17 protein-coding genes, 5 tRNA genes and 1 pseudogene are annotated in these 21,781 nt (G+C 40.2%); 21 read left to right on the top strand and 2 right to left on the bottom strand.

Annotated features, from left to right (window positions below; all coding sequences use genetic code 11):
• Positions 1-4 precede the first annotated feature (4 nt).
• From AACM45_RS05200 to AACM45_RS05105, 20 genes are all read left to right on the top strand, one after another.
• Positions 5-880 (top strand): ComEA family DNA-binding protein, encoded by an 876-nt coding sequence (locus tag AACM45_RS05200; RefSeq protein ID WP_339141213.1) that lies wholly within the window; start codon positions 5-7, stop codon positions 878-880.
• A 10-nt stretch (positions 881-890) separates the two neighbouring features.
• Positions 891-2,060: an acyl-CoA dehydrogenase family protein gene (locus AACM45_RS05195; protein WP_339141211.1), complete on the top strand. Its 1,170-nt coding sequence runs from the start codon at positions 891-893 to the stop codon at positions 2,058-2,060.
• A 119-nt stretch (positions 2,061-2,179) separates the two neighbouring features.
• Positions 2,180-2,374, top strand: coding sequence for a 30S ribosomal protein S21 (rpsU, locus tag AACM45_RS05190; RefSeq protein WP_339141209.1), 195 nt, complete (start codon positions 2,180-2,182; stop codon positions 2,372-2,374).
• 164 nt (positions 2,375-2,538) lie between these two features.
• Positions 2,539-3,429 carry a tyrosine-type recombinase/integrase gene (locus tag AACM45_RS05185; RefSeq protein WP_339141207.1) on the top strand — a complete coding sequence of 297 codons (891 nt, stop codon included), beginning with the start codon at positions 2,539-2,541 and terminating at the stop codon, positions 3,427-3,429.
• Between the two features lie 54 nt (positions 3,430-3,483).
• A complete protein-coding gene (hpf, locus tag AACM45_RS05180; RefSeq protein ID WP_339141205.1) occupies positions 3,484-3,786 on the top strand; it encodes a ribosome hibernation-promoting factor, HPF/YfiA family in 303 nt (100 codons plus the stop codon).
• Positions 3,787-3,886: 100 nt separating this feature from the next.
• Positions 3,887-3,960 (top strand) — tRNA-Thr (locus tag AACM45_RS05175).
• A gap of 24 nt (positions 3,961-3,984) precedes the next feature.
• Positions 3,985-4,066, top strand: a tRNA-Tyr gene (locus AACM45_RS05170).
• Positions 4,067-4,147: 81 nt separating this feature from the next.
• Positions 4,148-4,220: transfer RNA gene (locus AACM45_RS05165), tRNA-Gly, on the top strand.
• 171 nt (positions 4,221-4,391) lie between these two features.
• Positions 4,392-4,463 (top strand) — tRNA-Thr (locus tag AACM45_RS05160).
• Positions 4,464-4,511: 48 nt separating this feature from the next.
• On the top strand, positions 4,512-5,699 hold the full coding sequence (tuf, locus tag AACM45_RS05155) for an elongation factor Tu (protein WP_136466279.1): 1,188 nt from the start codon (positions 4,512-4,514) through the stop codon (positions 5,697-5,699).
• A gap of 119 nt (positions 5,700-5,818) precedes the next feature.
• Positions 5,819-5,891: transfer RNA gene (locus AACM45_RS05150), tRNA-Trp, on the top strand.
• 172 nt (positions 5,892-6,063) lie between these two features.
• On the top strand, positions 6,064-6,252 hold the full coding sequence (secE, locus tag AACM45_RS05145) for a preprotein translocase subunit SecE (RefSeq protein ID WP_339141204.1): 189 nt from the start codon (positions 6,064-6,066) through the stop codon (positions 6,250-6,252).
• Positions 6,253-6,257: 5 nt separating this feature from the next.
• Entirely contained in the window at positions 6,258-6,809 is a 552-nt protein-coding gene (gene nusG, locus AACM45_RS05140; RefSeq protein ID WP_339141203.1) for a transcription termination/antitermination protein NusG, read from the top strand.
• A 164-nt stretch (positions 6,810-6,973) separates the two neighbouring features.
• Positions 6,974-7,411, top strand: coding sequence for a 50S ribosomal protein L11 (rplK, locus tag AACM45_RS05135; protein WP_339141202.1), 438 nt, complete (start codon positions 6,974-6,976; stop codon positions 7,409-7,411).
• Between the two features lie 19 nt (positions 7,412-7,430).
• Positions 7,431-8,120 carry a 50S ribosomal protein L1 gene (rplA, locus tag AACM45_RS05130; protein WP_339141201.1) on the top strand — a complete coding sequence of 230 codons (690 nt, stop codon included), beginning with the start codon at positions 7,431-7,433 and terminating at the stop codon, positions 8,118-8,120.
• Between the two features lie 26 nt (positions 8,121-8,146).
• Positions 8,147-8,662 carry a 50S ribosomal protein L10 gene (gene rplJ, locus AACM45_RS05125; protein WP_339141200.1) on the top strand — a complete coding sequence of 172 codons (516 nt, stop codon included), beginning with the start codon at positions 8,147-8,149 and terminating at the stop codon, positions 8,660-8,662.
• 54 nt (positions 8,663-8,716) lie between these two features.
• Entirely contained in the window at positions 8,717-9,097 is a 381-nt protein-coding gene (rplL, locus tag AACM45_RS05120) for a 50S ribosomal protein L7/L12 (protein WP_339141198.1), read from the top strand.
• A 128-nt stretch (positions 9,098-9,225) separates the two neighbouring features.
• On the top strand, positions 9,226-13,035 hold the full coding sequence (rpoB, locus tag AACM45_RS05115; protein ID WP_339141196.1) for a DNA-directed RNA polymerase subunit beta: 3,810 nt from the start codon (positions 9,226-9,228) through the stop codon (positions 13,033-13,035).
• Positions 13,036-13,096: 61 nt separating this feature from the next.
• On the top strand, positions 13,097-17,395 hold the full coding sequence (gene rpoC, locus AACM45_RS05110) for a DNA-directed RNA polymerase subunit beta' (protein WP_339141194.1): 4,299 nt from the start codon (positions 13,097-13,099) through the stop codon (positions 17,393-17,395).
• Positions 17,396-17,484: 89 nt separating this feature from the next.
• Positions 17,485-17,796, top strand: coding sequence for a DUF3467 domain-containing protein (locus AACM45_RS05105; protein WP_339141193.1), 312 nt, complete (start codon positions 17,485-17,487; stop codon positions 17,794-17,796).
• Between the two features lie 53 nt (positions 17,797-17,849).
• Here the strand turns inward: AACM45_RS05105 and AACM45_RS05100 are convergent, their stop codons facing one another.
• Both AACM45_RS05100 and AACM45_RS05095 read right to left on the bottom strand, forming a co-directional pair.
• On the bottom strand, positions 17,850-18,293 hold the full coding sequence (locus AACM45_RS05100) for a hypothetical protein (RefSeq protein WP_339141192.1): 444 nt from the start codon (positions 18,291-18,293) through the stop codon (positions 17,850-17,852).
• A gap of 99 nt (positions 18,294-18,392) precedes the next feature.
• Positions 18,393-19,979, bottom strand: coding sequence for a peptide chain release factor 3 (locus AACM45_RS05095; protein ID WP_339141191.1), 1,587 nt, complete (start codon positions 19,977-19,979; stop codon positions 18,393-18,395).
• A 378-nt stretch (positions 19,980-20,357) separates the two neighbouring features.
• Here AACM45_RS05095 and AACM45_RS05090 point away from each other — a divergent pair.
• Positions 20,358-21,781: pseudogene (locus AACM45_RS05090) on the top strand (gliding motility-associated C-terminal domain-containing protein); the annotation flags it as partial.

Here is a 21,781-nt window from a genome sequence, read left to right as displayed (position 1 = left end):
AGATTTGCTTAAAAAAATTAAATCCCACTTCAAGTTCAATAAAAGGGAACGGAGTGGGATTTTCTTTTTATTACTGACCATCATCGTGCTTCAGGTCATTTATTTTACTGTCAAATACCAGACACCATATGAAAATGGGGGTATTGTTTTTGTTGACAGTATTCAACAAGCGACAATCGATAGTCTGAAGCTAGTATCAGTCCAAGAGGATTCCATTAAAATTTATCCCTTCAACCCTAATTTTATTACAGATTATAGAGGCTATACCCTAGGAATGGCCCCAATTGAAATTGATCGGCTACACGTTTTTCGAGAAACAGGTTCGTATGTCAATTCGGCCATACAGTTTCAAGGGGTAACTAAAATATCAGATTCCCTTTTAAAGGTTTTGTCTCCGTTTTTTAGATTTCCGGAATGGACCCAAAACCAAGGTAACACTCCGAAAGCCAATCAAAATTCCGTGGCTTATGCCAAAATTGCAACGGTTCGTGACCTGAATTCGATTTCGGCCGAAGACCTGAAGATCATCAACGGCATTGGTGATAAGCTCTCTACAAGAATTATAAAATTCAGGGATAGGTTAGGTGGTTTTTTAATCAACGAACAACTTTATGATGTTTATGGATTGAAGGTGGAAGTGGCGGATAGGGCCTTAAAAAGGTTTCAAGTGTTGAACCGACCTCAAATCAAAACAATCGATATCAATGCGGCGAGCATATCCGAAATTTCGGAATTGGTATATATTCCCTACAAAGTTGCCGATAAGATAATTGAATTTAGGGAGCATAACGGTAGAATCAATTCCATTGACGAATTGAAGCTGATTGAAGGTTTTCCAACTGACAAACTAGACAGAATAGCCCTATATTTGTCATTTTAATAAAGTAGCTATGATTGGCATGTACTTCACTGAAGAACATCATCTTTTTAGGGAAAGCCTAAAAGATTTTTTACAAAAAGAAGTTGTCCCCCATATTGAAAAATGGGAAGAAACAGGTACTATTGAACGGTTTATTTGGACAAAGTTCGCCGAGATGGGTTATTTCGGTTTGGCTACTCCAGAGTCCCATGATGGATTGGGGCTTGATCTTTTCTACACGGCCATATTTCTAGAGGAACTCCAGAAAATAAATTCAGGAGGTTTCGCTGCCGCAATTTGGGCCCACGTCTATTTGGCCATGACCCATTTGAACAAGAATGCCAGCGCGCAACAGAAAGAAGCTTATCTCATACCAAGTGTACATGGCGAGAAAATAGGTTGTCTTGGGGTAACGGAGCCGTTTGGTGGAAGTGACGTCGCCGGTATGCGAACTACAGCCGTGCGTAAAGGTGATTTCTATATCGTTAATGGTTCGAAGACTTTTATCACGAATGGCGTTTATGGTGACTATATCATCTTGGCAGCTAAAACAGATCCTACGGTAGGTAATAAAGGCATCAGTTTGTTTATTGTAGACCGAAATAGTAAAGGAGTTTCAGCCAATAAATTGAACAAGCTGGGTTGGCGGGCTTCAGATACGGCAGAACTTGCCTTTGATAACGTAGAGGTACCAGTAGCCAATCTAATGGGCAGTGAAGGAAGCGGTTTTGGGTTTATCATGGAAGCATTTGCCCTCGAGCGCTTGGTGATGGGCATTAATGCGCATGCCAGGGCAGAGTATGCCTTGGAATATACCTTGCAATATATGTCAGAAAGGGAGGCTTTCGGAAAATCGATAGATCAATATCAGGCTTTAAGACATCGTCTGGTCGACTTATATGCTGAAATGGAACTTTGTAAACACTACAATTACGGCGTTGTCGCAAAACTCGATAAAGGAGCGTATGCCGTAAAAGAAGCAACGATATCAAAGTTGAAGTCAACTAAAATGGCCGATGAGGTAATTTACCACTGCTTACAGTTTTTAGGGGGCTACGGGTACATCGAAGATTATCCGATGGCGCGTCTGCTGAGGGATAGTAGATTAGGTCCGATAGGTGGCGGTACTTCAGAGATTTTAAGGGAGATAGTCGCCAAAATAGTAATCGATAAGAAAGAATACAAGGCCCCAAAAAAGTAAATCCTTTATTCGAACATAAAAATAAATTGAATTTTCCCTTTTCTAGCGAAAATTCATTTGTATATTTGCACGCCTGTATAAAACAGGTAGTTAATTTTAAAGAGAGGAGGTTGTAGCCAATGTTAATAATACCAGTAAAAGAAGGAGAAAACATCGATAGGGCTTTAAAGCGTTTTAAGCGAAAGTTTGATAAAACGGGTACAATGCGTCAATTACGCAAACGCCAACAGTTTACAAAACCTTCAGTAAAGCGTAGGGCTGAAATTCAAAAGGCACAGTATATCCAAGGCCTAAGAGACCAAGAAGAACTTTAGGGTCCTAAAGATTCAAGATATATACAAATCCTACCCGCTTCGGGTAGGATTTTTTTATTCTCATAGCTTTGACGTATTTGTAGCTTCCATAGTAAGGTACCTTCCAGCTACTTCATATTGGTCCATATAAAAATGGAATCACCATTACTTTGTAACTTTGGGCCATGTCATTAAATGCATTTATATCGTATTTGTCTTTAGAGAAAAATTATTCAAGGCACACTGTTAATGCCTATAAAAACGATATTCTTGGGTTTAGTTCATTTTGCTCTTCCGAATATCAAATAAAAACCATCGATGCCGTTGATTATACCATTATACGGAGTTGGATAGTTGCACTGGTAAATAAGAAGGTATCCAATAGAACCATCAATAGAAAAATAGCTTCGTTAAAAGCCTATTATAAGTTTTTACAGAAGAGCGGTGTGCGGGCAACCAATCCTTTGGTAAAACACAAAGCTCTAAAAACACAAAAAAAGATAGAAGTTCCTTTTTCAGAACAAGAAATGGAAAAAGTTTTGCAACAAATTCCCTTCGAACAGGATTTTGAAGGTGTAAGGGATAAACTGCTGATCGAACTTTTGTACGCTACGGGCATGCGAAGGGCAGAATTGGTGAACTTGACGCTAGAAGGTGTTAGTTTAAATCGAGCATCGCTAAAAGTATTGGGAAAGCGTAATAAAGAACGAATAATTCCCGTCTTGCCCATCACTATCGAAGCGATAAAAAAATATTTGCAGTTTCGTTCAGACCTACCTAGTATACAAGACAATACGTTTCTTTTTCTTACAAAATCTGGACACAAAATATACGAAACCCTTGTATATAGGGTTATAAATAAGTACCTTAGTATGGTGTCCTTTAAAATCAAAAAGAGTCCACATATTTTGAGGCATACTTTTGCGACGCATTTATTGAATAAGGGGGCAGACTTAAATGCCGTAAAAGAATTATTAGGTCATTCTAGTTTGGCATCTACACAAGTATACACACATAATAGTATTGCTGAACTAAAAAAGGTACACCATAATGCCCACCCAAGAAACAAAGATTGAAAATCTTTGTATTGTTTAATCCGTTCGTGTATTCGAACCCAAAAAAGGTATTATATGAAGGTAAATGCACAATCTGTTAATTTTGTTGCTGACGGAAAACTCATCGATTTTATTCAAAATCGAATGGATAAATTAGAAACCTTTTATGATAAGGTCATCAGTTCAGACGTTTATCTTAAGGTAGAGAACACCAGTGAGAAGGAGAATAAGATAGTAGAGATCAAAGTGCAGGTTCCACGGGATAAATTTATTGTAAAAAAACAATGTAAGTCATTTGAAGAAGCAGTCGATTCTGCCTGTAGTTCTTTAGAAAGGCAGTTAGTGAAAAAGAAGGAAAAAATGAGGGCGCATGCTTGATTAAAATTTTTCACAATTTGTTTTGAATAAATAAATAAATATATACATTTGCAGTCCGTTAGAAATAACGGGCTTTTTTTTGTGTAAAAAGTAGGTAAATGCCGATGTAGCTCAGCTGGCTAGAGCAGCTGATTTGTAATCAGCAGGTCGTGGGTTCGAGTCCCTCCATCGGCTCATAATTTACTGAAAATCAAGGAAGGGGAGATACTCAAGCGGCCAACGAGGGCAGACTGTAAATCTGCTGACTATGTCTTCGCAGGTTCGAATCCTGCTCTCCCCACACAGTAAAAAGGAAAACGTTCTGGGTTTTTGAGGTTTTTAACCTTTTTGGAACCCTAGTTGAAATTTTGATGTTAAAATTGCGGGAGTAGCTCAGTTGGTAGAGCGTCAGCCTTCCAAGCTGAATGTCGCCGGTTCGAACCCGGTCTCCCGCTCAAATGATAAGCACCGAATCCGGTTTCCGGGTGAGAAGTTTATCTTGAGCGAAGTCGAGGGAAACCCTGGTCTCCCGCTCAAAACTTGAAGTTTAAGGTTTCAAGAAAAAGGTTGAAAGTTTAGTGAGCTAAAACTGGCAACTTTAAAACTCTAAACCTGGAACACAATACGCCGGTGTAGCTCAGGGGTAGAGCGTTTCCTTGGTAAGGAAGAGGTCACGAGTTCAAATCTCGTCATTGGCTCAAAAACGATTTGTACACTAATATAAACTAAGATTAAATTATTTTAACATGGCAAAGGAAACTTTCGATCGTTCCAAACCGCACTTAAATATTGGTACCATTGGACACGTGGATCACGGTAAAACTACATTGACTGCTGCTATTACTACAGTATTGGCTAACGCAGGTTTGTCTGAGTTGAGAAGCTTTGACTCAATTGATAATGCCCCTGAAGAAAAAGAAAGAGGTATTACTATTAACACATCACACGTAGAGTATCAAACCGCTAATCGTCACTATGCACACGTTGACTGTCCTGGTCACGCGGATTATGTGAAGAACATGGTTACTGGTGCTGCCCAAATGGACGGTGCTATTTTAGTTGTTGCTGCGACTGATGGTCCAATGCCCCAAACTCGTGAGCACATCTTATTAGGTCGTCAGGTCGGTATTCCAAGAATTGTTGTTTTCTTGAATAAAGTCGACATGGTTGACGATGAAGAGCTTTTAGAGCTTGTTGAAATGGAAGTAAGGGAATTGCTTTCTTTCTATGAGTATGATGGTGATAATGGACCTGTAATCTCTGGTTCTGCACTTGGTGCTTTGAACGGGGAGCAAAAATGGGTTGACACCGTTATGGAGTTGATGACAGCTGTTGATGAGTGGATCGAGCTTCCTAAAAGGGATGTTGATAAAGACTTCTTAATGCCAGTTGAAGATGTATTTACGATTACCGGTCGTGGTACTGTTGCGACAGGTCGTATTGAAACAGGTGTTGCCAATACAGGTGATGCCGTTGATATTATCGGTATGGGTGCTGAAAAATTGGCGTCTACGATTACTGGTGTTGAGATGTTCCGTAAGATATTGGACAGGGGTGAAGCCGGTGATAACGTTGGTATCCTTTTAAGAGGTATCGAAAAGAGCGATATCAAAAGGGGTATGGTTATCTGTAAGCCAGGTTCTGTTAAGCCACATGCTAAGTTTAAAGCTGAGGTTTATATCTTGAAAAAAGAAGAAGGTGGTCGTCATACACCATTCCACAACAACTATCGTCCTCAGTTCTATGTTAGAACAACTGACGTAACTGGTAATATTGGTTTGCCTGACGGAGTTGAAATGGTGATGCCAGGTGATAACTTGACGATCAATGTTGATTTGATCCAGCCTATTGCATTGAGTGTAGGTCTTCGTTTTGCAATCCGTGAGGGTGGTAGAACAGTTGGAGCTGGTCAGGTTACCGAGATTTTAGATTAATCCTATTTGTAATCATAGTTTACGCTAAAGGGTGTCCGTCTGTTTACGGATACCTTTCAGTGTAAATAGTGGCGAGGTAGCTTATCTTAATTTGATTTTGGGATACTGGCGCCAAATAAACGGGCGTAGCTCAGTTGGTAGAGCACTGGTCTCCAAAACCAGGTGTCGGGAGTTCGAGCCTCTCCGCCCGTGCGAAGCACAAGAAGAGTGCGAGAAGTTTATCCTGAGCGAAAAGCCTATGCTGAGCGCAGTCGAAGTAAAGGAAGCCTCTCCGCCCTTGTAGAAAAAGAATAGATAAAAGAGTAGTTTACAGTTTAAGATTTGGACTGATTTTAAAACTAGGCTAAGAGTTAAAATTGATTTTATGTTGACATACGTTAAAGAATCTTGGGAAGAACTTAAGAATAATGTGACCTGGTTGAGCAGGGAGCAGGCTTCAAACCTTATGGTAATCGTCGCTGTTTTCTCAATTTTATTTGCTTTGGCAACATGGGGTGTTGATTCCGCTTTTAGCAAGTTGATTCAATTGTACTTTGATAATTTAATAGGTTAAGAGCGATGTCAGAGGTATTGGAGAAGAAATGGTATGTAGTTAGGGCCGTAAGTGGTCAAGAAAACAAGATCAAGGGCTACATCGAGAGTGAGGTTGATAGACATGGTTTTGGCGATTATCTTGAAGACGTTTTGGTGCCGACTGAAAAGGTGATTCAAATTAGAAACGGCAAAAAAATCAGTAAAGAACGAACGTATTTCCCCGGCTATATTATGATCAAGGCCAATCTTGGTGGTGAAATGGTTCATATTATACGTTCCATAACTAATGTAATCGGTTTTTTAGGGGAGACCAAAGGTGGGGATCCCGTTCCATTACGAAAGGCTGAGGTCAACAGAATGTTGGGTAAAGTAGACGAATTGGCCGTAAATACCGATAGTGTCGCAATACCTTTTGTGCTTGGTGAAACGGTAAAGGTAATTGATGGGCCTTTTAATGGTTTCAACGGTACGGTTGAAAAAATAAATGAGGAAAAGCGTAAGCTTGAAGTAATGGTTAAGATTTTCGGAAGAAAGACCCCATTGGAGTTAAGCTATATGCAAGTGGAAAAAGTATAAGTGAGATATAAGATGTTGGATATAAGGGCCAAGACAACCTTTTGCTTAACAATGGCAAAGTCTGAAGTCTTGAATCTAACATCTTCAATCTGAAAAATGAGAGCTGTTACATATATCGAAATTGTGTTGCTTCCAATTAGCACATTTTCATCTAAACAAAAACAATGGCAAAAGAAGTAGATAAGGTAGTTAAATTACAAGTTAGGGGAGGTGCTGCGAATCCGTCGCCACCGGTTGGACCCGCCTTAGGTGCTGCCGGTGTTAACATCATGGAGTTCTGTAAGCAGTTCAATGCGCGTACACAGGACAAACAAGGCAAGGTTTTGCCTGTTGTTATCACGGTATATAAAGACAAATCTTTCGAGTTTGTCGTTAAAACACCTCCAGCGGCAGTTCAATTGTTGGAAGCAGCGAAGATTAAAAAAGGATCAGGCGAACCTAACAGAGTTAAGAATGGATCTGTTTCCTGGGATCAAGTAAAGCAAATCGCTGAAGACAAAATGGTCGATTTGAATGCTTTTACGGTGGAATCTGCAATGAGTATGGTTGCAGGTACTGCTAGATCAATGGGATTAAAGGTCGCGGGAAAAAGACCTTTTTAAAATCTAAAAGCAATTTCAAATGGCAAGATTGACTAAAAATCAAAAAGCGGCACACGCTAAAATCGATGGTAACAAATTGTATACTATTGATGAAGCCTCCGCTTTGGTAAAAGAGATAACCAATGTGAAATTTGATGCATCAATTGATTTGGCTGTTCGTTTGGGTGTAGACCCTAGAAAAGCGAATCAAATGGTACGTGGTGTGGTAACGTTGCCACATGGTACTGGTAAAGATGTAAAAGTTTTGGCATTGGTGACACCAGACAAAGAAGGTGAGGCTAAAGAAGCTGGAGCCGATTTTGTGGGGTTGGATGAATATTTGGATAAAATAAAAGGCGGTTGGACCGATGTTGATGTCATCATCACGATGCCAAGCGTAATGGGTAAATTAGGACCGTTGGGTAGAATTTTAGGACCAAGGGGTTTAATGCCAAATCCAAAAACAGGTACAGTTACAATGGACGTCGCGAAAGCAGTGTCTGATGTGAAGGCTGGTAAGATAGATTTTAAGGTTGATAAGACCGGAATCGTGCATGCGGCTATTGGTAAAGCGTCATTTTCCGCCGATAAAATTGCGGGTAATGCAAAAGAGCTTTTAGAAACTTTGAATAAGTTGAAGCCAACCGCTGCTAAGGGTGTTTACATGAAAAGTGTTCATATGTCAAGCACGATGAGTCCTAGTATTCAACTTGACCCTAAAGCAGTTTAATTACTGAGTAGTCTAAAATTATAACAATGACAAGAGAAGAAAAAGCAACTGTAATTGAAGATTTGACTGCACAGTTGGCCGATAACCCAAACATATATCTTGCAGATATTTCAGGGTTGGATGCATTGACCACTTCAAATTTAAGAAGGGCATGCTTCAAGGCAAATATTAAGCTTGCAGTTGTCAAAAATACATTGCTAGCGAAAGCAATGGAAGCTTCTGATAAGGAGTTTGGAGAACTTCCTGAAGTATTGAAGGGTAATACCTCTTTAATGCTTTCTGAAACGGGTAATGCTCCTGCAAAACTTATCAAGAACTTTAGAAAGAAATCAGATAAACCCTTATTAAAGGGTGCCTTTATTGAAGAGGCAGTTTATATCGGTGATGAGAACTTGGATGCTTTGGTGAATATCAAATCAAAAGAAGAGGTTATCGGAGATATTATCGGATTGTTACAATCACCGGCCAAGAACGTTATTTCTGGTCTTAAATCAGGTGGTGGTAAGTTAGCCGGTATCCTTAAGACATTGTCTGAAAGATAAAACGCACGCACTAAAACAATTATATTTTAAAAATTTTATTTAAACGATAGAAAAATGGCAGATTTAAAAGATTTTGCAGAACAGTTGGTCAACCTTACCGTAAAAGAGGTAAATGAATTGGCTGATATTTTAAAAGAAGAGTATGGTATCGAACCTGCTGCCGCTGCTGTGGCAGTTGCTGCTGGTGGTGGAGCTGCCGGTGGTGAAGAGGCCGCTGAAGAGAAATCAGAATTTGATGTAATCTTAACAGCAGCTGGTGGTTCTAAATTGGCAGTAGTAAAATTGGTGAAAGAATTGACAGGTCTTGGCTTGAAAGATGCCAAAGAGATTGTTGATAGCGCACCAAAAGCTGTTAAAGAAGCTGTCTCTAAAGATGAGGCAGAAGGTATCAAAAAATCTTTGGAAGAAGCAGGAGCGGAAGTTGAGCTTAAATAAGAGCTTCCACATAGATACTATGGTTAAGGTCTTTCCGTAAAAACGGTCAGACCTTAGCCTGTTTTTATAGCAGCATGTGATGGCACATGCATACCCTAAGAGAATTCACTATCAAAATTTGTCCATAGATGTTCACAAATCAGACTGAAAGAGTAAATTTTGCATCCGCTAAGAACATACCGGAATACCCGGATTTCTTGGACATTCAGATTAAATCTTTTCAAGACTTTTTTCAGCTTGAAACCAAATCTGACGAAAGAGGCAACGAAGGTTTGTACAATACCTTCATGGAAAACTTTCCAATAACGGATACCAGAAACCAATTTGTACTAGAGTTCCTAGATTACTTTATAGATCCACCAAGATATTCCATACAAGAATGTATAGAACGTGGTTTGACATATAGTGTTCCACTAAAGGCACGTTTAAAATTATATTGTACAGATCCTGAGCACGAAGATTTTGAGACCATCGTACAAGATGTGTACTTGGGTACCATTCCCTACATGACCCCAAGTGGAACTTTTGTTATTAACGGTGCAGAGCGTGTGGTAGTTTCACAATTGCATCGTTCACCAGGTGTTTTCTTTGGTCAATCCTTTCATGCCAATGGAACCAAGCTATACTCTGCTAGGGTAATACCCTTCAAAGGCTCTTGGATTGAGTTCGCAACTGATATCAATGGGGTGATGTACGCTTATATTGATAGAAAGAAAAAATTACCGGTAACCACGCTTTTCCGTGCCATCGGATTTGAGCGTGATAAAGATATTTTAGAAATTTTTGACCTTTCTGAAGAAGTTAAAGTTTCTAAGGCCGCACTTAAGAAAGTGATGGGCCGCAAGTTGGCCGCCAGGGTTTTGAACACTTGGCATGAAGATTTCGTAGATGAGGATACGGGCGAGGTAGTATCGATTGAAAGAAATGAAATCGTTCTGGATCGTGATACCATTCTTGAGAAAGAGCATGTTGATGAAATCATCGATGCCGATGTGAAGACGATTCTCTTGCATAAAGAGAACAATGCACAATCCGACTATGCCATTATTCACAATACCCTACAAAAAGACCCAACGAATTCTGAAAAGGAAGCGGTAGAGCATATTTACCGCCAGTTGCGTAATGCAGAACCGCCAGATGAGGAAACTGCACGAGGTATTATCGATAAATTGTTCTTCTCAGATCAACGTTACAACCTAGGTGAGGTTGGTCGTTACAGAATGAACAAGAAGTTAGGACTTGATATCGGAATGGATAAACAGGTCTTGACCAAAGAAGATATCATTACCATCATCAAGTATTTGATTGAATTGATCAATTCAAAAGCAGAGATTGATGATATCGATCACTTGTCGAACCGTCGCGTTAGAACGGTTGGTGAACAATTATCACAGCAATTCGGTGTTGGTTTGGCGCGTATGGCCAGAACAATTCGTGAGCGTATGAACGTTAGGGATAATGAGGTATTTACACCTATTGATTTGATCAATGCGAAAACCTTATCTTCCGTAATCAACTCTTTCTTTGGTACCAACCAGTTATCACAATTTATGGATCAAACGAATCCATTGGCTGAGATAACGCATAAGAGAAGACTCTCGGCACTTGGCCCAGGTGGTCTTTCACGTGAAAGGGCTGGTTTTGAGGTTCGTGATGTTCACTATACCCACTACGGACGCCTATGTCCGATAGAAACACCTGAAGGTCCGAACATTGGTTTGATTTCTTCTTTATCGGTATTTGCGAAAGTAAATCCGATGGGCTTCTTGGAAACACCTTATCGCAAGGTTGAAAATGGGGTTGTAGATACTAAAGAGTTCAGATACTTAAGTGCTGAAGAAGAGGAAGGAATGAAGATTTCCCAAGCAAACATCCCTATGGATGGGAAAGGAAAGATTCAAGATGATAAAGTCATTGCACGTGAAGAAGGTGATTTTCCGGTAGTGGACCCTTCCGAAGTAAATTATACCGATGTAGCTCCTAATCAAATTGCATCTATTTCGGCATCCTTGATTCCTTTCTTGGAACATGATGATGCGAACAGGGCTTTGATGGGATCGAACATGATGCGTCAGGCTGTTCCATTATTACGTCCGCAGTCCCCAATTGTGGGTACCGGATTGGAGCGTCAGGTGGCAACGGATTCAAGGGTGTTGATCAATGCCGAGGAGAACGGGGTCATCGACTATGTTGACGCCCATAAAATAACCGTAAAGTACAGTAGGACGGAAGAGGAAAAGTTGGTGAGTTTTGAAGAGGATTTCAAGACCTATAACTTGATAAAATTCCGTAAAACGAACCAAGGTACCAGTATCAACCTAAAGCCAATTGTTAAAAAAGGCGATAAGGTTAAGAAGGGACAGGTACTTTGTGAAGGTTACGCCACCGAGAAAGGGGAACTGGCCTTAGGTCGAAACATGAAGGTTGCTTTCATGCCTTGGAAAGGGTATAACTTTGAAGATGCCATCGTAATCTCTGAGAAGGTAGTTCGCGAAGATATCTTTACATCAATTCACATTGATGAATACGCACTAGAGGTTAGGGACACCAAACTGGGTGCTGAAGAGTTGACCAATGACATTCCTAATGTATCGGAGGAAGCCACCAAGGATTTGGATGAAAACGGAATGATCCGTATTGGTGCAGAAGTGAAACCTGGCGATATCTTAATTGGTAAGATTACTCCAAAAGGGGAATCGGATCCAACACCAGAAGAAAAATTACTTCGTGCTATTTTCGGTGATAAGGCAGGTGATGTGAAAGATGCTTCATTAAAAGCCTCTCCATCATTGCGTGGTGTTGTCATCGATAAAAAGTTGTTCTCTCGTTCTATCAAAGATAAGCGCAAGCGTTCAGAGGATAAAGAGGCTATCTCAAAGCTGGAGTTGGAATATGAAGTGAAATTCCAACAGTTAAAAGATGTCTTGGTTGAAAAACTTTTTACGCTGGTTAATGGAAAAACCTCACAAGGCGTCATGAACGACTTAGGGGAAGAAGTACTTCCAAAAGGTAAGAAGTATACTATTAAGATGTTGAATTCAGTTGACGATTTTGCACATTTGGTAAGTGGAAGTTGGACAACCGATGACAAGACAAACCAGCAGGTTGCTGATTTGTTGCACAATTATAAAATTAAATTGAACGACCTTCAAGGAAGCTTGAGAAGGGACAAGTTCACAATTTCAGTAGGTGATGAATTACCAGCTGGAATCATGAAATTGGCTAAAGTCTATATCGCCAAAAAACGAAAGTTGAAGGTAGGTGATAAAATGGCAGGTCGTCACGGTAACAAAGGTATCGTGGCACGTATTGTACGTCAAGAAGATATGCCTTTCTTAGAAGATGGAACCCCCGTGGATATCGTATTGAATCCATTAGGTGTACCATCTCGTATGAACATCGGTCAGATTTATGAGACCGTTCTTGGATGGGCTGGTGAAAAATTAGGTCGCAAGTATGGAACACCAATTTTTGATGGTGCAACATTAGACCAAATCAACGCCTTGACCGACGAAGCAGGAGTGCCAAGATTTGGACATACCCATCTTTACGATGGTGGAACAGGAGAACGTTTTGATCAAGCGGCAACGGTAGGTATTATCTACATGTTGAAATTAGGCCACATGGTTGATGATAAGATGCATGCACGTTCTATCGGACCTTACTCATTGATTACGCAACAACCATTAGGTGGTAAAGCACAATTCGGTGGTCAGCGATTTGGTGAGATGGAGGTTTGGGCCTTGGAAGCATACGGAGCATCATCTACCCTTCGCGAAATCTTGACCGTAAAATCAGATGACGTAATCGGTAGGGCCAAGACCTACGAGTCCATCGTAAAAGGTGAGACCATGCCAGAACCTGGATTGCCAGAATCTTTCAACGTATTGATGCACGAACTTAAAGGTTTGGGCTTGGATATTAGATTGGAAGAATAGTATGATAGTTGCGAAACTATATTAAAGAGAATATTTTTAACATTTACATCTTTATAGCATTATGGCTAGAATAAAAGATAATAACGCACCAAAAAGGTTTAATAAAATTTCAATCGGTCTTGCTTCGCCAGAGTCTATCTTGGCTGAATCAAGGGGTGAGGTTTTGAAACCGGAAACCATTAATTATAGAACCCACAAACCAGAGCGTGATGGATTGTTCTGTGAGCGTATTTTCGGTCCTGTGAAGGATTATGAATGTGCCTGCGGAAAATACAAGCGTATTCGCTATCGCGGTATCGTTTGTGATCGCTGTGGTGTTGAGGTAACCGAAAAGAAAGTTCGTCGTGATAGGGTAGGCCATATCAACTTGGTCGTACCCGTTGCACATATTTGGTATTTCCGTTCGCTTCCAAATAAGATTGGGTATTTATTGGGTCTTCCTTCCAAAAAACTGGATATGATCATTTACTACGAGCGTTACGTAGTAATCCAACCAGGTGTCGCAAAAGGACCGGAAGGGGAAGAAATCAATAAAATGGATTTCTTGACCGAGGAGGAATACTTGAATATTTTAGAATCAATACCTGCTGAAAATCAATATTTAGAAGATTCAGACCCTAATAAGTTTATCGCTAAAATGGGTGCGGAATGTTTGATTGATTTATTGGGTAGGATTGATTTGGAGCAATTGTCTTACGAATTGAGGCATAAAGCAAATACAGAGACTTCAAAGCAGCGTAAAACCGAAGCCTTGAAAAGACTTCAGGTAGTAGAAGCATTACGTGAATCACAAGATAATAGGGAAAACCGTCCAGAATGGATGATTATGAAGGTGGTGCCTGTGATTCCACCAGAACTGCGTCCGTTGGTTCCGTTGGATGGGGGTCGTTTTGCTACTTCCGATTTGAACGATTTATACCGTAGGGTAATCATTCGTAACAATCGTTTAAAGCGATTGATGGAAATCAAGGCACCGGAAGTTATCCTTCGAAATGAAAAAAGGATGCTTCAAGAATCGGTCGATTCCTTGTTCGATAATACAAGAAAAGCTTCTGCCGTTAAGACGGAGTCAAATAGGCCTTTAAAATCACTTTCAGATTCATTGAAAGGTAAGCAAGGTCGTTTTCGTCAAAACCTTTTAGGTAAACGGGTCGATTATTCGGCACGTTCGGTAATCGTTGTGGGTCCTGAAATGAACCTATACGAGTGTGGACTTCCAAAAGATATGGCCGCTGAACTGTACAAGCCTTTTATCATCAGAAAGCTGATAGAAAGAGGTATTGTGAAAACGGTAAAATCAGCTAAAAAGATAATTGATAAAAAAGAGCCGGTCGTTTGGGATATTCTTGAAAACGTTTTGAAGGGGCACCCTGTACTATTGAATAGGGCTCCAACACTTCACCGTTTGGGTATTCAAGCGTTCCAGCCAAAATTGATAGAAGGCAAGGCGATTCGTCTACACCCTTTAGCATGTACGGCTTTTAATGCTGACTTTGATGGTGACCAGATGGCAGTTCACTTACCATTGGGTCCAGAGGCTATTCTTGAGGCCCAATTACTGATGTTGGCATCTCAAAATATCTTGAACCCAGCTAATGGTTCCCCGATAACGGTACCTTCACAAGATATGGTCTTGGGGCTATATTATATGACCAAAGAACGGAAATCTACAAAAGAAGTTCCTGTAAAAGGAGAAGGACTTACATTTTACTCGGCAGAAGAAGTTGAAATCGCTTTCAATGAAAAGAAAGTTGATTTGAATGCAAGTATCAAAGTACGGGCAAAAGATTTTAATGATGACGGTGAGCTGGTAAACAAAATTATCCAAACTACCGTTGGTAGGGTATTGTTCAATAGCCATGTACCTGAAGAAGCCGGATTTATCAATCAAGTATTGAACAAGAAGGCACTTCGTAATATTATCGGTGATATCCTTGCAGTTACCGATGTGCCTAGAACTGCTGAGTTCTTAGACAAGATTAAGACCATGGGATATCAATTTGCCTTTAAAGGCGGATTGTCTTTCAGTTTAGGTGATATTATTATTCCTAAAGAGAAAATAGAGATGATTGACGATGCCAACGGACAAGTTGATGGTATTATGGCCAATTATAATATGGGTCTTATTACCAACAACGAACGTTACAATCAAGTTATTGACGTCTGGACGTCAACGAACGCGATGTTGACGGAATTGGCTATGAAACGTATACGGGAAGATCAACAAGGATTTAACTCGGTATACATGATGTTGGATTCAGGCGCAAGGGGTTCTAAAGAACAAATTCGTCAGCTTACCGGTATGCGTGGATTGATGGCGAAACCAAAAAAATCAACTGCCGGGGGTGGTGAAATCATTGAAAACCCGATTCTTTCCAACTTTAAGGAAGGGCTTTCGATTCTTGAGTATTTTATTTCTACCCACGGTGCGCGTAAAGGTCTTGCCGATACAGCATTAAAAACTGCGGATGCAGGATATTTGACTAGACGTTTGGTTGATGTTTCACAAGACGTCATCATCAATATTGAAGATTGTGAGACCTTACGTGGTATTGAGGTTCAAGCATTGAAGAAGAATGAGGAAATCGTAGAAACACTGGGCGAACGTATTGTTGGCCGTGTTTCGTTGCATGATGTCTACAATCCAGTAACAGAAGAGCTTTTAGTAGCAGCTGGCCAACAGATTACGGAAGTCGAGGTTAAAAAGATTGAAGCTTCGCCAATTGATAAGGTTGAAGTTCGCTCCCCATTGACTTGTGAGGCCCCTAAGGGAATTTGCTCGAAATGTTACGGACGTAATCTCGCAACCAATAAAATGGTACAACGAGGCGAAGCCGTTGGTGTGGTTGCCGCGCAATCCATTGGTGAGCCAGGTACACAGTTGACACTTCGTACCTTCCACGTGGGTGGTATCGCGGGCAACATTTCTGAAGAGAGTAAGTTAGAGGCCAAATTTGATGGCGTAGCTGAAATTGAGGATCTGAGAACAGTAGTAGGTGAGAATAGTGAAGGTGACAAATCAACTATTGTCATTTCTAGGACTTCTGAGATTAAGATTGTTGATGAGAAAACGGGTATTACCTTAAGTACCAATAACATTCCATATGGTTCGCAACTGTTCATCAAAAATGGGGCGAAAATCAAAAAAGGGGCGGTAATCTGCTCTTGGGATCCATACAATGGTGTTATCGTTTCAGAGTTCACAGGTAAGATCGCCTATGAAAATATAGAACAAGGTATTACATATCAAGTCGAAATTGACGAGCAGACCGGTTTTCAAGAAAAAGTAATTTCAGAATCCAGGAATAAGAAGTTGATACCGACTTTATTGATCCAAGATGCTAAGGGTGAAACTTTACGTTCATATAATTTACCCGTTGGTTCGCACATCATGGTAGATGATGGTGAAAAAATCAAAGAGGGAAAAACCTTGGTCAAAATTCCACGTAAGTCGGCAAAAGCAGGTGATATTACGGGAGGTCTTCCAAGGGTTACCGAATTATTTGAGGCACGTAATCCTTCGAACCCAGCGGTAGTATCTGAAATCGATGGAGTAGTTTCTTTTGGAAAGATCAAAAGGGGTAACCGAGAGATCATCATTGAATCTAAATTAGGTGAGATCAAGAAGTACTTAGTGAAACTTTCGAATCAAATTCTGGTTCAAGAGAATGACTATGTAAGGGCAGGAATGCCCCTTTCAGATGGATCCATTACCCCAGAGGATATTTTGGCGATCAAGGGACCATCCGCTGTGCAGCAGTATTTGGTCAATGAGGTACAAGAAGTATACCGTTTACAGGGAGTGAAGATCAATGATAAGCACTTTGAGGTCGTGGTTAGGCAGATGATGCGTAAAGTACGTATTCAAGATGCCGGAGATACGATTTTCTTGGAAAACCAATTGGTGCATAAAGATGATTTCATTCGGGAAAATGATGAAATCTTTGGCAAGAAAGTAGTTGAAGATGCTGGAGATTCTGAAAACTTGAAAGCAGGACAGATAATTACTGCTAGGGAGTTGCGGGATGAAAACTCATTGCTGAAACGTGCCGACAAGAACGTAGTGACTGCTAGGGATGCTGTTGCAGCTACCGCTACACCTATTCTTCAAGGTATTACGAGAGCTTCTTTGCAGACAAAATCATTTATCTCTGCGGCCTCTTTCCAAGAGACGACAAAAGTATTGAACGAAGCTGCCGTAAGCGGTAAAGTAGATACTTTAGAAGGTCTGAAAGAGAACGTTATTGTAGGTCATAAGATTCCAGCCGGTACTGGTATGAGGGATTATGACAGCATTATCGTTGGCTCTAAAGAAGAATATGATGAGATTATGGCTCGTAAAGAGGAGTTTAAGTTTTAAACAAAAATTCTTTTAAATATAGAGGGTCAAAACCATAGCTCGGGTATGCCGAACGGGTTTTGGCCCTTTTTCATATAAAATCGTAAGTTATGTCTGAACAAGATAAAAAGCAGAAGCAAATCAATATCGAATTGGATGAAAAAACCGCTGAGGGCATTTATTCCAATTTGGCGATTATCAACCATTCTGTATCTGAATTTGTAGTCGACTTTATTAGTATGATGCCTGGGTCGCCCAAAGCAAAGGTGAAAAGTAGAATTGTTTTGACGCCTCAACATGCGAAGAAGTTTTTAAAAGCATTGAGCGATAATGTGAATAGGTTCGAAAAGGCCCATGGTACCATAAAGGACTATGAGCAGCCTCCGATACCTTTGAATTTTGGTCCTACGGGAGAAGCGTAAGTAAAAAACCCTGATTCTCATCAGGGCTTTTTTGTGCCTTCACGCTGCGGCCATTAGCGTAACCAACCTTTTTGAATTGCTTTATTGCAGAAGAAAATGAGCAATACTCCAACGATGACAACCGCTACAGGCATGGTGTACGAATTTGGGAAAACCTCCGGGGCTTTTTGAATGAAAAGCCAATTCACAAACTGGACCACCATCGCTATCAGTGAAATTACGAAGAGTTGCTTGGCCCATTTCCTTCGTATAAAGAGGCCGAGAGTAGCTATGACTCCTCCAATGGTGGCAATGCCAAAAGCCACAGTGGCCCATATGGGCATCGCTTCAAAAAGTTCACGTTGTTCTTGATTTAAAGTTTCTAGAATAGTGACCTGATCGAATGTTGAAATGTAAAAGTTGAATAGGCCGAACAAATTCCATAAAAGCGCAATCCCGGCTACTACCCAAAACCATACTGGTGGCTTGCTTGACGAATAAGCTGTCATATTTTTCATATTAATTGGTTATGAACCAGTAATTTACAAAAAAAATAACTATGAAATGGTTGACTAATCCAGTCAGCGACAAACGGAATATTAACGGGACTCAACAACTTATTCAAATTCTGAGGTAAAATGAAGTTTTACAGAAGGATATTTTTGTTGAGTCATTTGAAGTGAGAATGCGGAATCCGCCAGAAAAACAAGTTGTCCCCTTTTGTCAATAGCTAAAAATTTTTGCTTTATCCGCTTAAATTCTTTGAATTCATCATTGTTCTGTTCGGCTTGTACCCAACAGGCCTTGTGAACGGGAAAATTCTCATAGGTACATTTGGCCCCGTATTCGTGTTCCAATCGATACTGAATCACTTCGTACTGCAATGCCCCTACTGTTCCGATTACTTTTCTTCCATTAAGTTCCAAGGTGAACAACTGTGCAACACCTTCATCCATTAACTGATCAATTCCCTTATACAATTGTTTGGCCTTCATGGGATCGGCATTGTTGATATACCTGAAGTGTTCAGGGGAGAAACTGGGTATGCCTTTATAGTTCAGTTTTTCCCCACCCGTCAGGGTATCCCCGATTTTAAAATTTCCCGTATCATGCAGGCCAACAATGTCTCCAGGGTATGATATATCAACGATTTCTTTTTTTTCCGCGAAGAATGCATTCGGGCTAGAGAATTTTAACTTCTTATCGTGTCTAACATGCAGATAAGGGGTATTTCGTTCAAAAGTACCGGAGACTATTTTTATAAAGGCCAAACGATCTCGATGTTTGGGGTCCATATTGGCATGGATTTTAAAAACAAAACCTGAAAAATCTTTTTCATTTGACTTTACCTCCCGTTCCTCTGCCATCTTAGACTTTGGGGTAGGGGCGATTTCGACAAAACAATCGAGCAACTCCCTTACGCCAAAGTTGTTCAAGGCAGATCCAAAAAAGACGGGCTGTTGTTTGCCCTCTAAATAAGCCTCCTTGTCAAAAGAGGGATATACGCCATTTACCAACTCTAAATTGTCCCTTAGATCTTGAGCCGCTTTTTCTCCTATGATTTTTTCTAAATCAGGATTCGCGATATCATTAAAGGCTATGGTCTCTTCAATATTCTGTTTGCTATTTCCACTGAATAAATTGATGTTTTTCTCATAGATATTGTAAATACCCTTAAAGTCATATCCCATACCTATAGGAAAACTCAATGGTGTGACCGTTAATCCTAATTTTTGCTCAACTTCATCCAAAAGGTCAAAAGCATCTTTTCCTTCCCGGTCTAATTTGTTAATGAACACGATTATAGGAATGTTTCGCATTCGACATACTTCGACCAATTTCTCCGTCTGCTCTTCAACGCCTTTCGCAACATCGATAACCACGATTACACTATCTACTGCGGTTAAGGTTCTAAAAGTATCCTCTGCGAAATCTTTGTGACCTGGTGTATCAAGAATATTGATTTTTTTATCCTTATAAATAAAGGCAAGTACGGAAGTGGCTACAGAGATTCCGCGCTGACGTTCAATCTCCATGAAATCACTGGTTGCCGATTTTTTTATCTTATTGTTCTTTACCGCTCCGGCTTCTTGAATTGCCCCACCGAACAGTAGAAGTTTTTCGGTTAATGTGGTTTTACCCGCATCAGGATGGGAAATAATTCCGAATGTTCTCCTGCGAGCGATTTCCTTTTCAAAATTCATTTTCAAAATTTCGGCAAAAATAGGTTAAAAATATGGAGTGCGCCTAGATGGCCTAAGGTTTCTAATAGTAAAATTAATATAACAAAATCATTGAAAATTAAGAGTTATTTTGAATGAAATGACAAATTTTTATCTTTAATTTCGTTAAGTTTTTTTTAACCTACCGTAGTCTATAGATGATAGATTAACGTATATTAGAAAGCTGAATAGTTGACCATTTGTCGAGTAAAATAGGTGTTTGTCTAGATAAGAAGTATCTATGCAAAATAATCTACCGATTTTCAATAAATATGTAGACTAAAGTTGATTATTGCCCAAAATCTGTTCGAAAAGCCTACTTCGCCATGGTGATTAGTTTAAAAGAGAAAACTATCATTTATGGAAAAATTTACTTTATCAAATCTCCTACTAAGGAGATTTGTGGGCTGCATTTTTATATTCAGTTTTGCACTCTTCTTATTAACTTCCTTTGACCATCCTGAATCGATTACGTTAAATAGTACTATCGACACTGACGGCGATGGTGTCGCTGACAATATTGATATTGATGACGATGGTGATGGTATTTTGGATACTATCGAAGACGATAATTCCGATGGGGATAATGATCCCACTACGAACCCTACCGATACCGATAGCGATGGGCTACCCAATTATTTGGATAGGGATTCTGACAATGACGGTATTTTCGATGATATTGAGGCTCAGAGTGCCTTGAATATTATCACGCCATCCGATATGGACCAAGATCGTAATGGATTGGACGATGCATTTGAAAGTACCCCGGGGGGAGGCGAAGGATTAACTCCTGTAGATACTGAAGGGGATTTGGTTGCGGACTATTTGGACATCGACTCCGATAATGATGGTATTCTAGATCAAACGGAATCAAGCTCGCAAAGTGCTGGAGTGGATTGTGCCAACGTGCCCAATCTAGATTTTAGTACCCCGCCAGTTTTAGAATCAGGAGATGGTTTTACAGAAGGTTCCGTATTTAGAATAACAAATGTTGGTGCCGGAATTGATGCCTTGATTAGCATCGAGACTATTCAAAACGGTAGAATAGATGTATTGGACCAAAACAATGTGGATCCAGAATTTTTCAAACCTGAAATTCAATTTGAGTTCACTGATGACGTCAGAAGACCATTTGTGGATTTAAGGATTTCGTTGGTTGACGCTGGAACAATAAACCCAAGGGTTTTAGAACAATTGGTGGCTGGTTTTATAGATGTTGATGGTAATGGACGTTTTCAAGAGTTCAATAGATTCGATACCCCTGTCAGTTTTACCATTGATAACCCAACGGATGTTTCGGTAAGTAATACTTCTGGAGGCCTTTTAATAAACGGGGGAACGCAAGAGTTCAATGGAATTTCAAGTGCTAATCCATCCGTAAATGTATTAGTGGAGTTTGTTGACATTTCCACCTTTGTTTTTAGATTCGGTGTGCAGACATCGACCAATGACAATTTTCAAACTATAGTCAGGCAATCAGGTATTCAGTTTGCTTGTTTAGAAAACTTTCTCGACCCGCAGACGACGACTTTTAGTGATGACGTAGATTCAGATAATGACGGATTTCCAGATAGGGTAGACATCGACTCAGACAACGACGGCATCCCCGACAACGTAGAGGGGCAGCCTACCGAGGGCTATATCCCCCCAACTGGTGAGGATTCAGATGGAGATGGTTTGGATGATGCCTATGATAATGGTGATTTTGAAGGATTAAACCCTGACAATACTGATGGTATTGACAATCCTGACTACCTTGATGATGACAGTGACAACGATCTGGT

This window comes from Croceitalea sp. MTPC5, from assembly GCF_036985505.1.
In the GTDB taxonomy this organism is placed as follows: Bacteria; Bacteroidota; Bacteroidia; order Flavobacteriales; family Flavobacteriaceae; genus Croceitalea.
Note: the sequence above shows the minus strand (reverse complement) of the source record. Positions and strands in the feature narration are given on the sequence as shown.

Coding starts and splice junctions, on each gene's coding strand:
- AACM45_RS05195 (WP_339141211.1), top strand. CDS start 891: ATGATTGGCATGTACTTCACTGAAGAACATCATCTTTTTAGGGAAAGC.
- rpsU (WP_339141209.1), top strand. CDS start 2,180: ATGTTAATAATACCAGTAAAAGAAGGAGAAAACATCGATAGGGCTTTA.
- AACM45_RS05185 (WP_339141207.1), top strand. CDS start 2,539: ATGTCATTAAATGCATTTATATCGTATTTGTCTTTAGAGAAAAATTAT.
- hpf (WP_339141205.1), top strand. CDS start 3,484: ATGAAGGTAAATGCACAATCTGTTAATTTTGTTGCTGACGGAAAACTC.
- tuf (WP_136466279.1), top strand. CDS start 4,512: ATGGCAAAGGAAACTTTCGATCGTTCCAAACCGCACTTAAATATTGGT.
- secE (WP_339141204.1), top strand. CDS start 6,064: ATGTTGACATACGTTAAAGAATCTTGGGAAGAACTTAAGAATAATGTG.
- nusG (WP_339141203.1), top strand. CDS start 6,258: ATGTCAGAGGTATTGGAGAAGAAATGGTATGTAGTTAGGGCCGTAAGT.
- rplK (WP_339141202.1), top strand. CDS start 6,974: ATGGCAAAAGAAGTAGATAAGGTAGTTAAATTACAAGTTAGGGGAGGT.
- rplA (WP_339141201.1), top strand. CDS start 7,431: ATGGCAAGATTGACTAAAAATCAAAAAGCGGCACACGCTAAAATCGAT.
- rplJ (WP_339141200.1), top strand. CDS start 8,147: ATGACAAGAGAAGAAAAAGCAACTGTAATTGAAGATTTGACTGCACAG.
- rplL (WP_339141198.1), top strand. CDS start 8,717: ATGGCAGATTTAAAAGATTTTGCAGAACAGTTGGTCAACCTTACCGTA.
- rpoB (WP_339141196.1), top strand. CDS start 9,226: ATGTTCACAAATCAGACTGAAAGAGTAAATTTTGCATCCGCTAAGAAC.
- rpoC (WP_339141194.1), top strand. CDS start 13,097: ATGGCTAGAATAAAAGATAATAACGCACCAAAAAGGTTTAATAAAATT.
- AACM45_RS05105 (WP_339141193.1), top strand. CDS start 17,485: ATGTCTGAACAAGATAAAAAGCAGAAGCAAATCAATATCGAATTGGAT.
- AACM45_RS05100 (WP_339141192.1), bottom strand. CDS start 18,293: ATGAAAAATATGACAGCTTATTCGTCAAGCAAGCCACCAGTATGGTTT.
- AACM45_RS05095 (WP_339141191.1), bottom strand. CDS start 19,979: ATGAATTTTGAAAAGGAAATCGCTCGCAGGAGAACATTCGGAATTATT.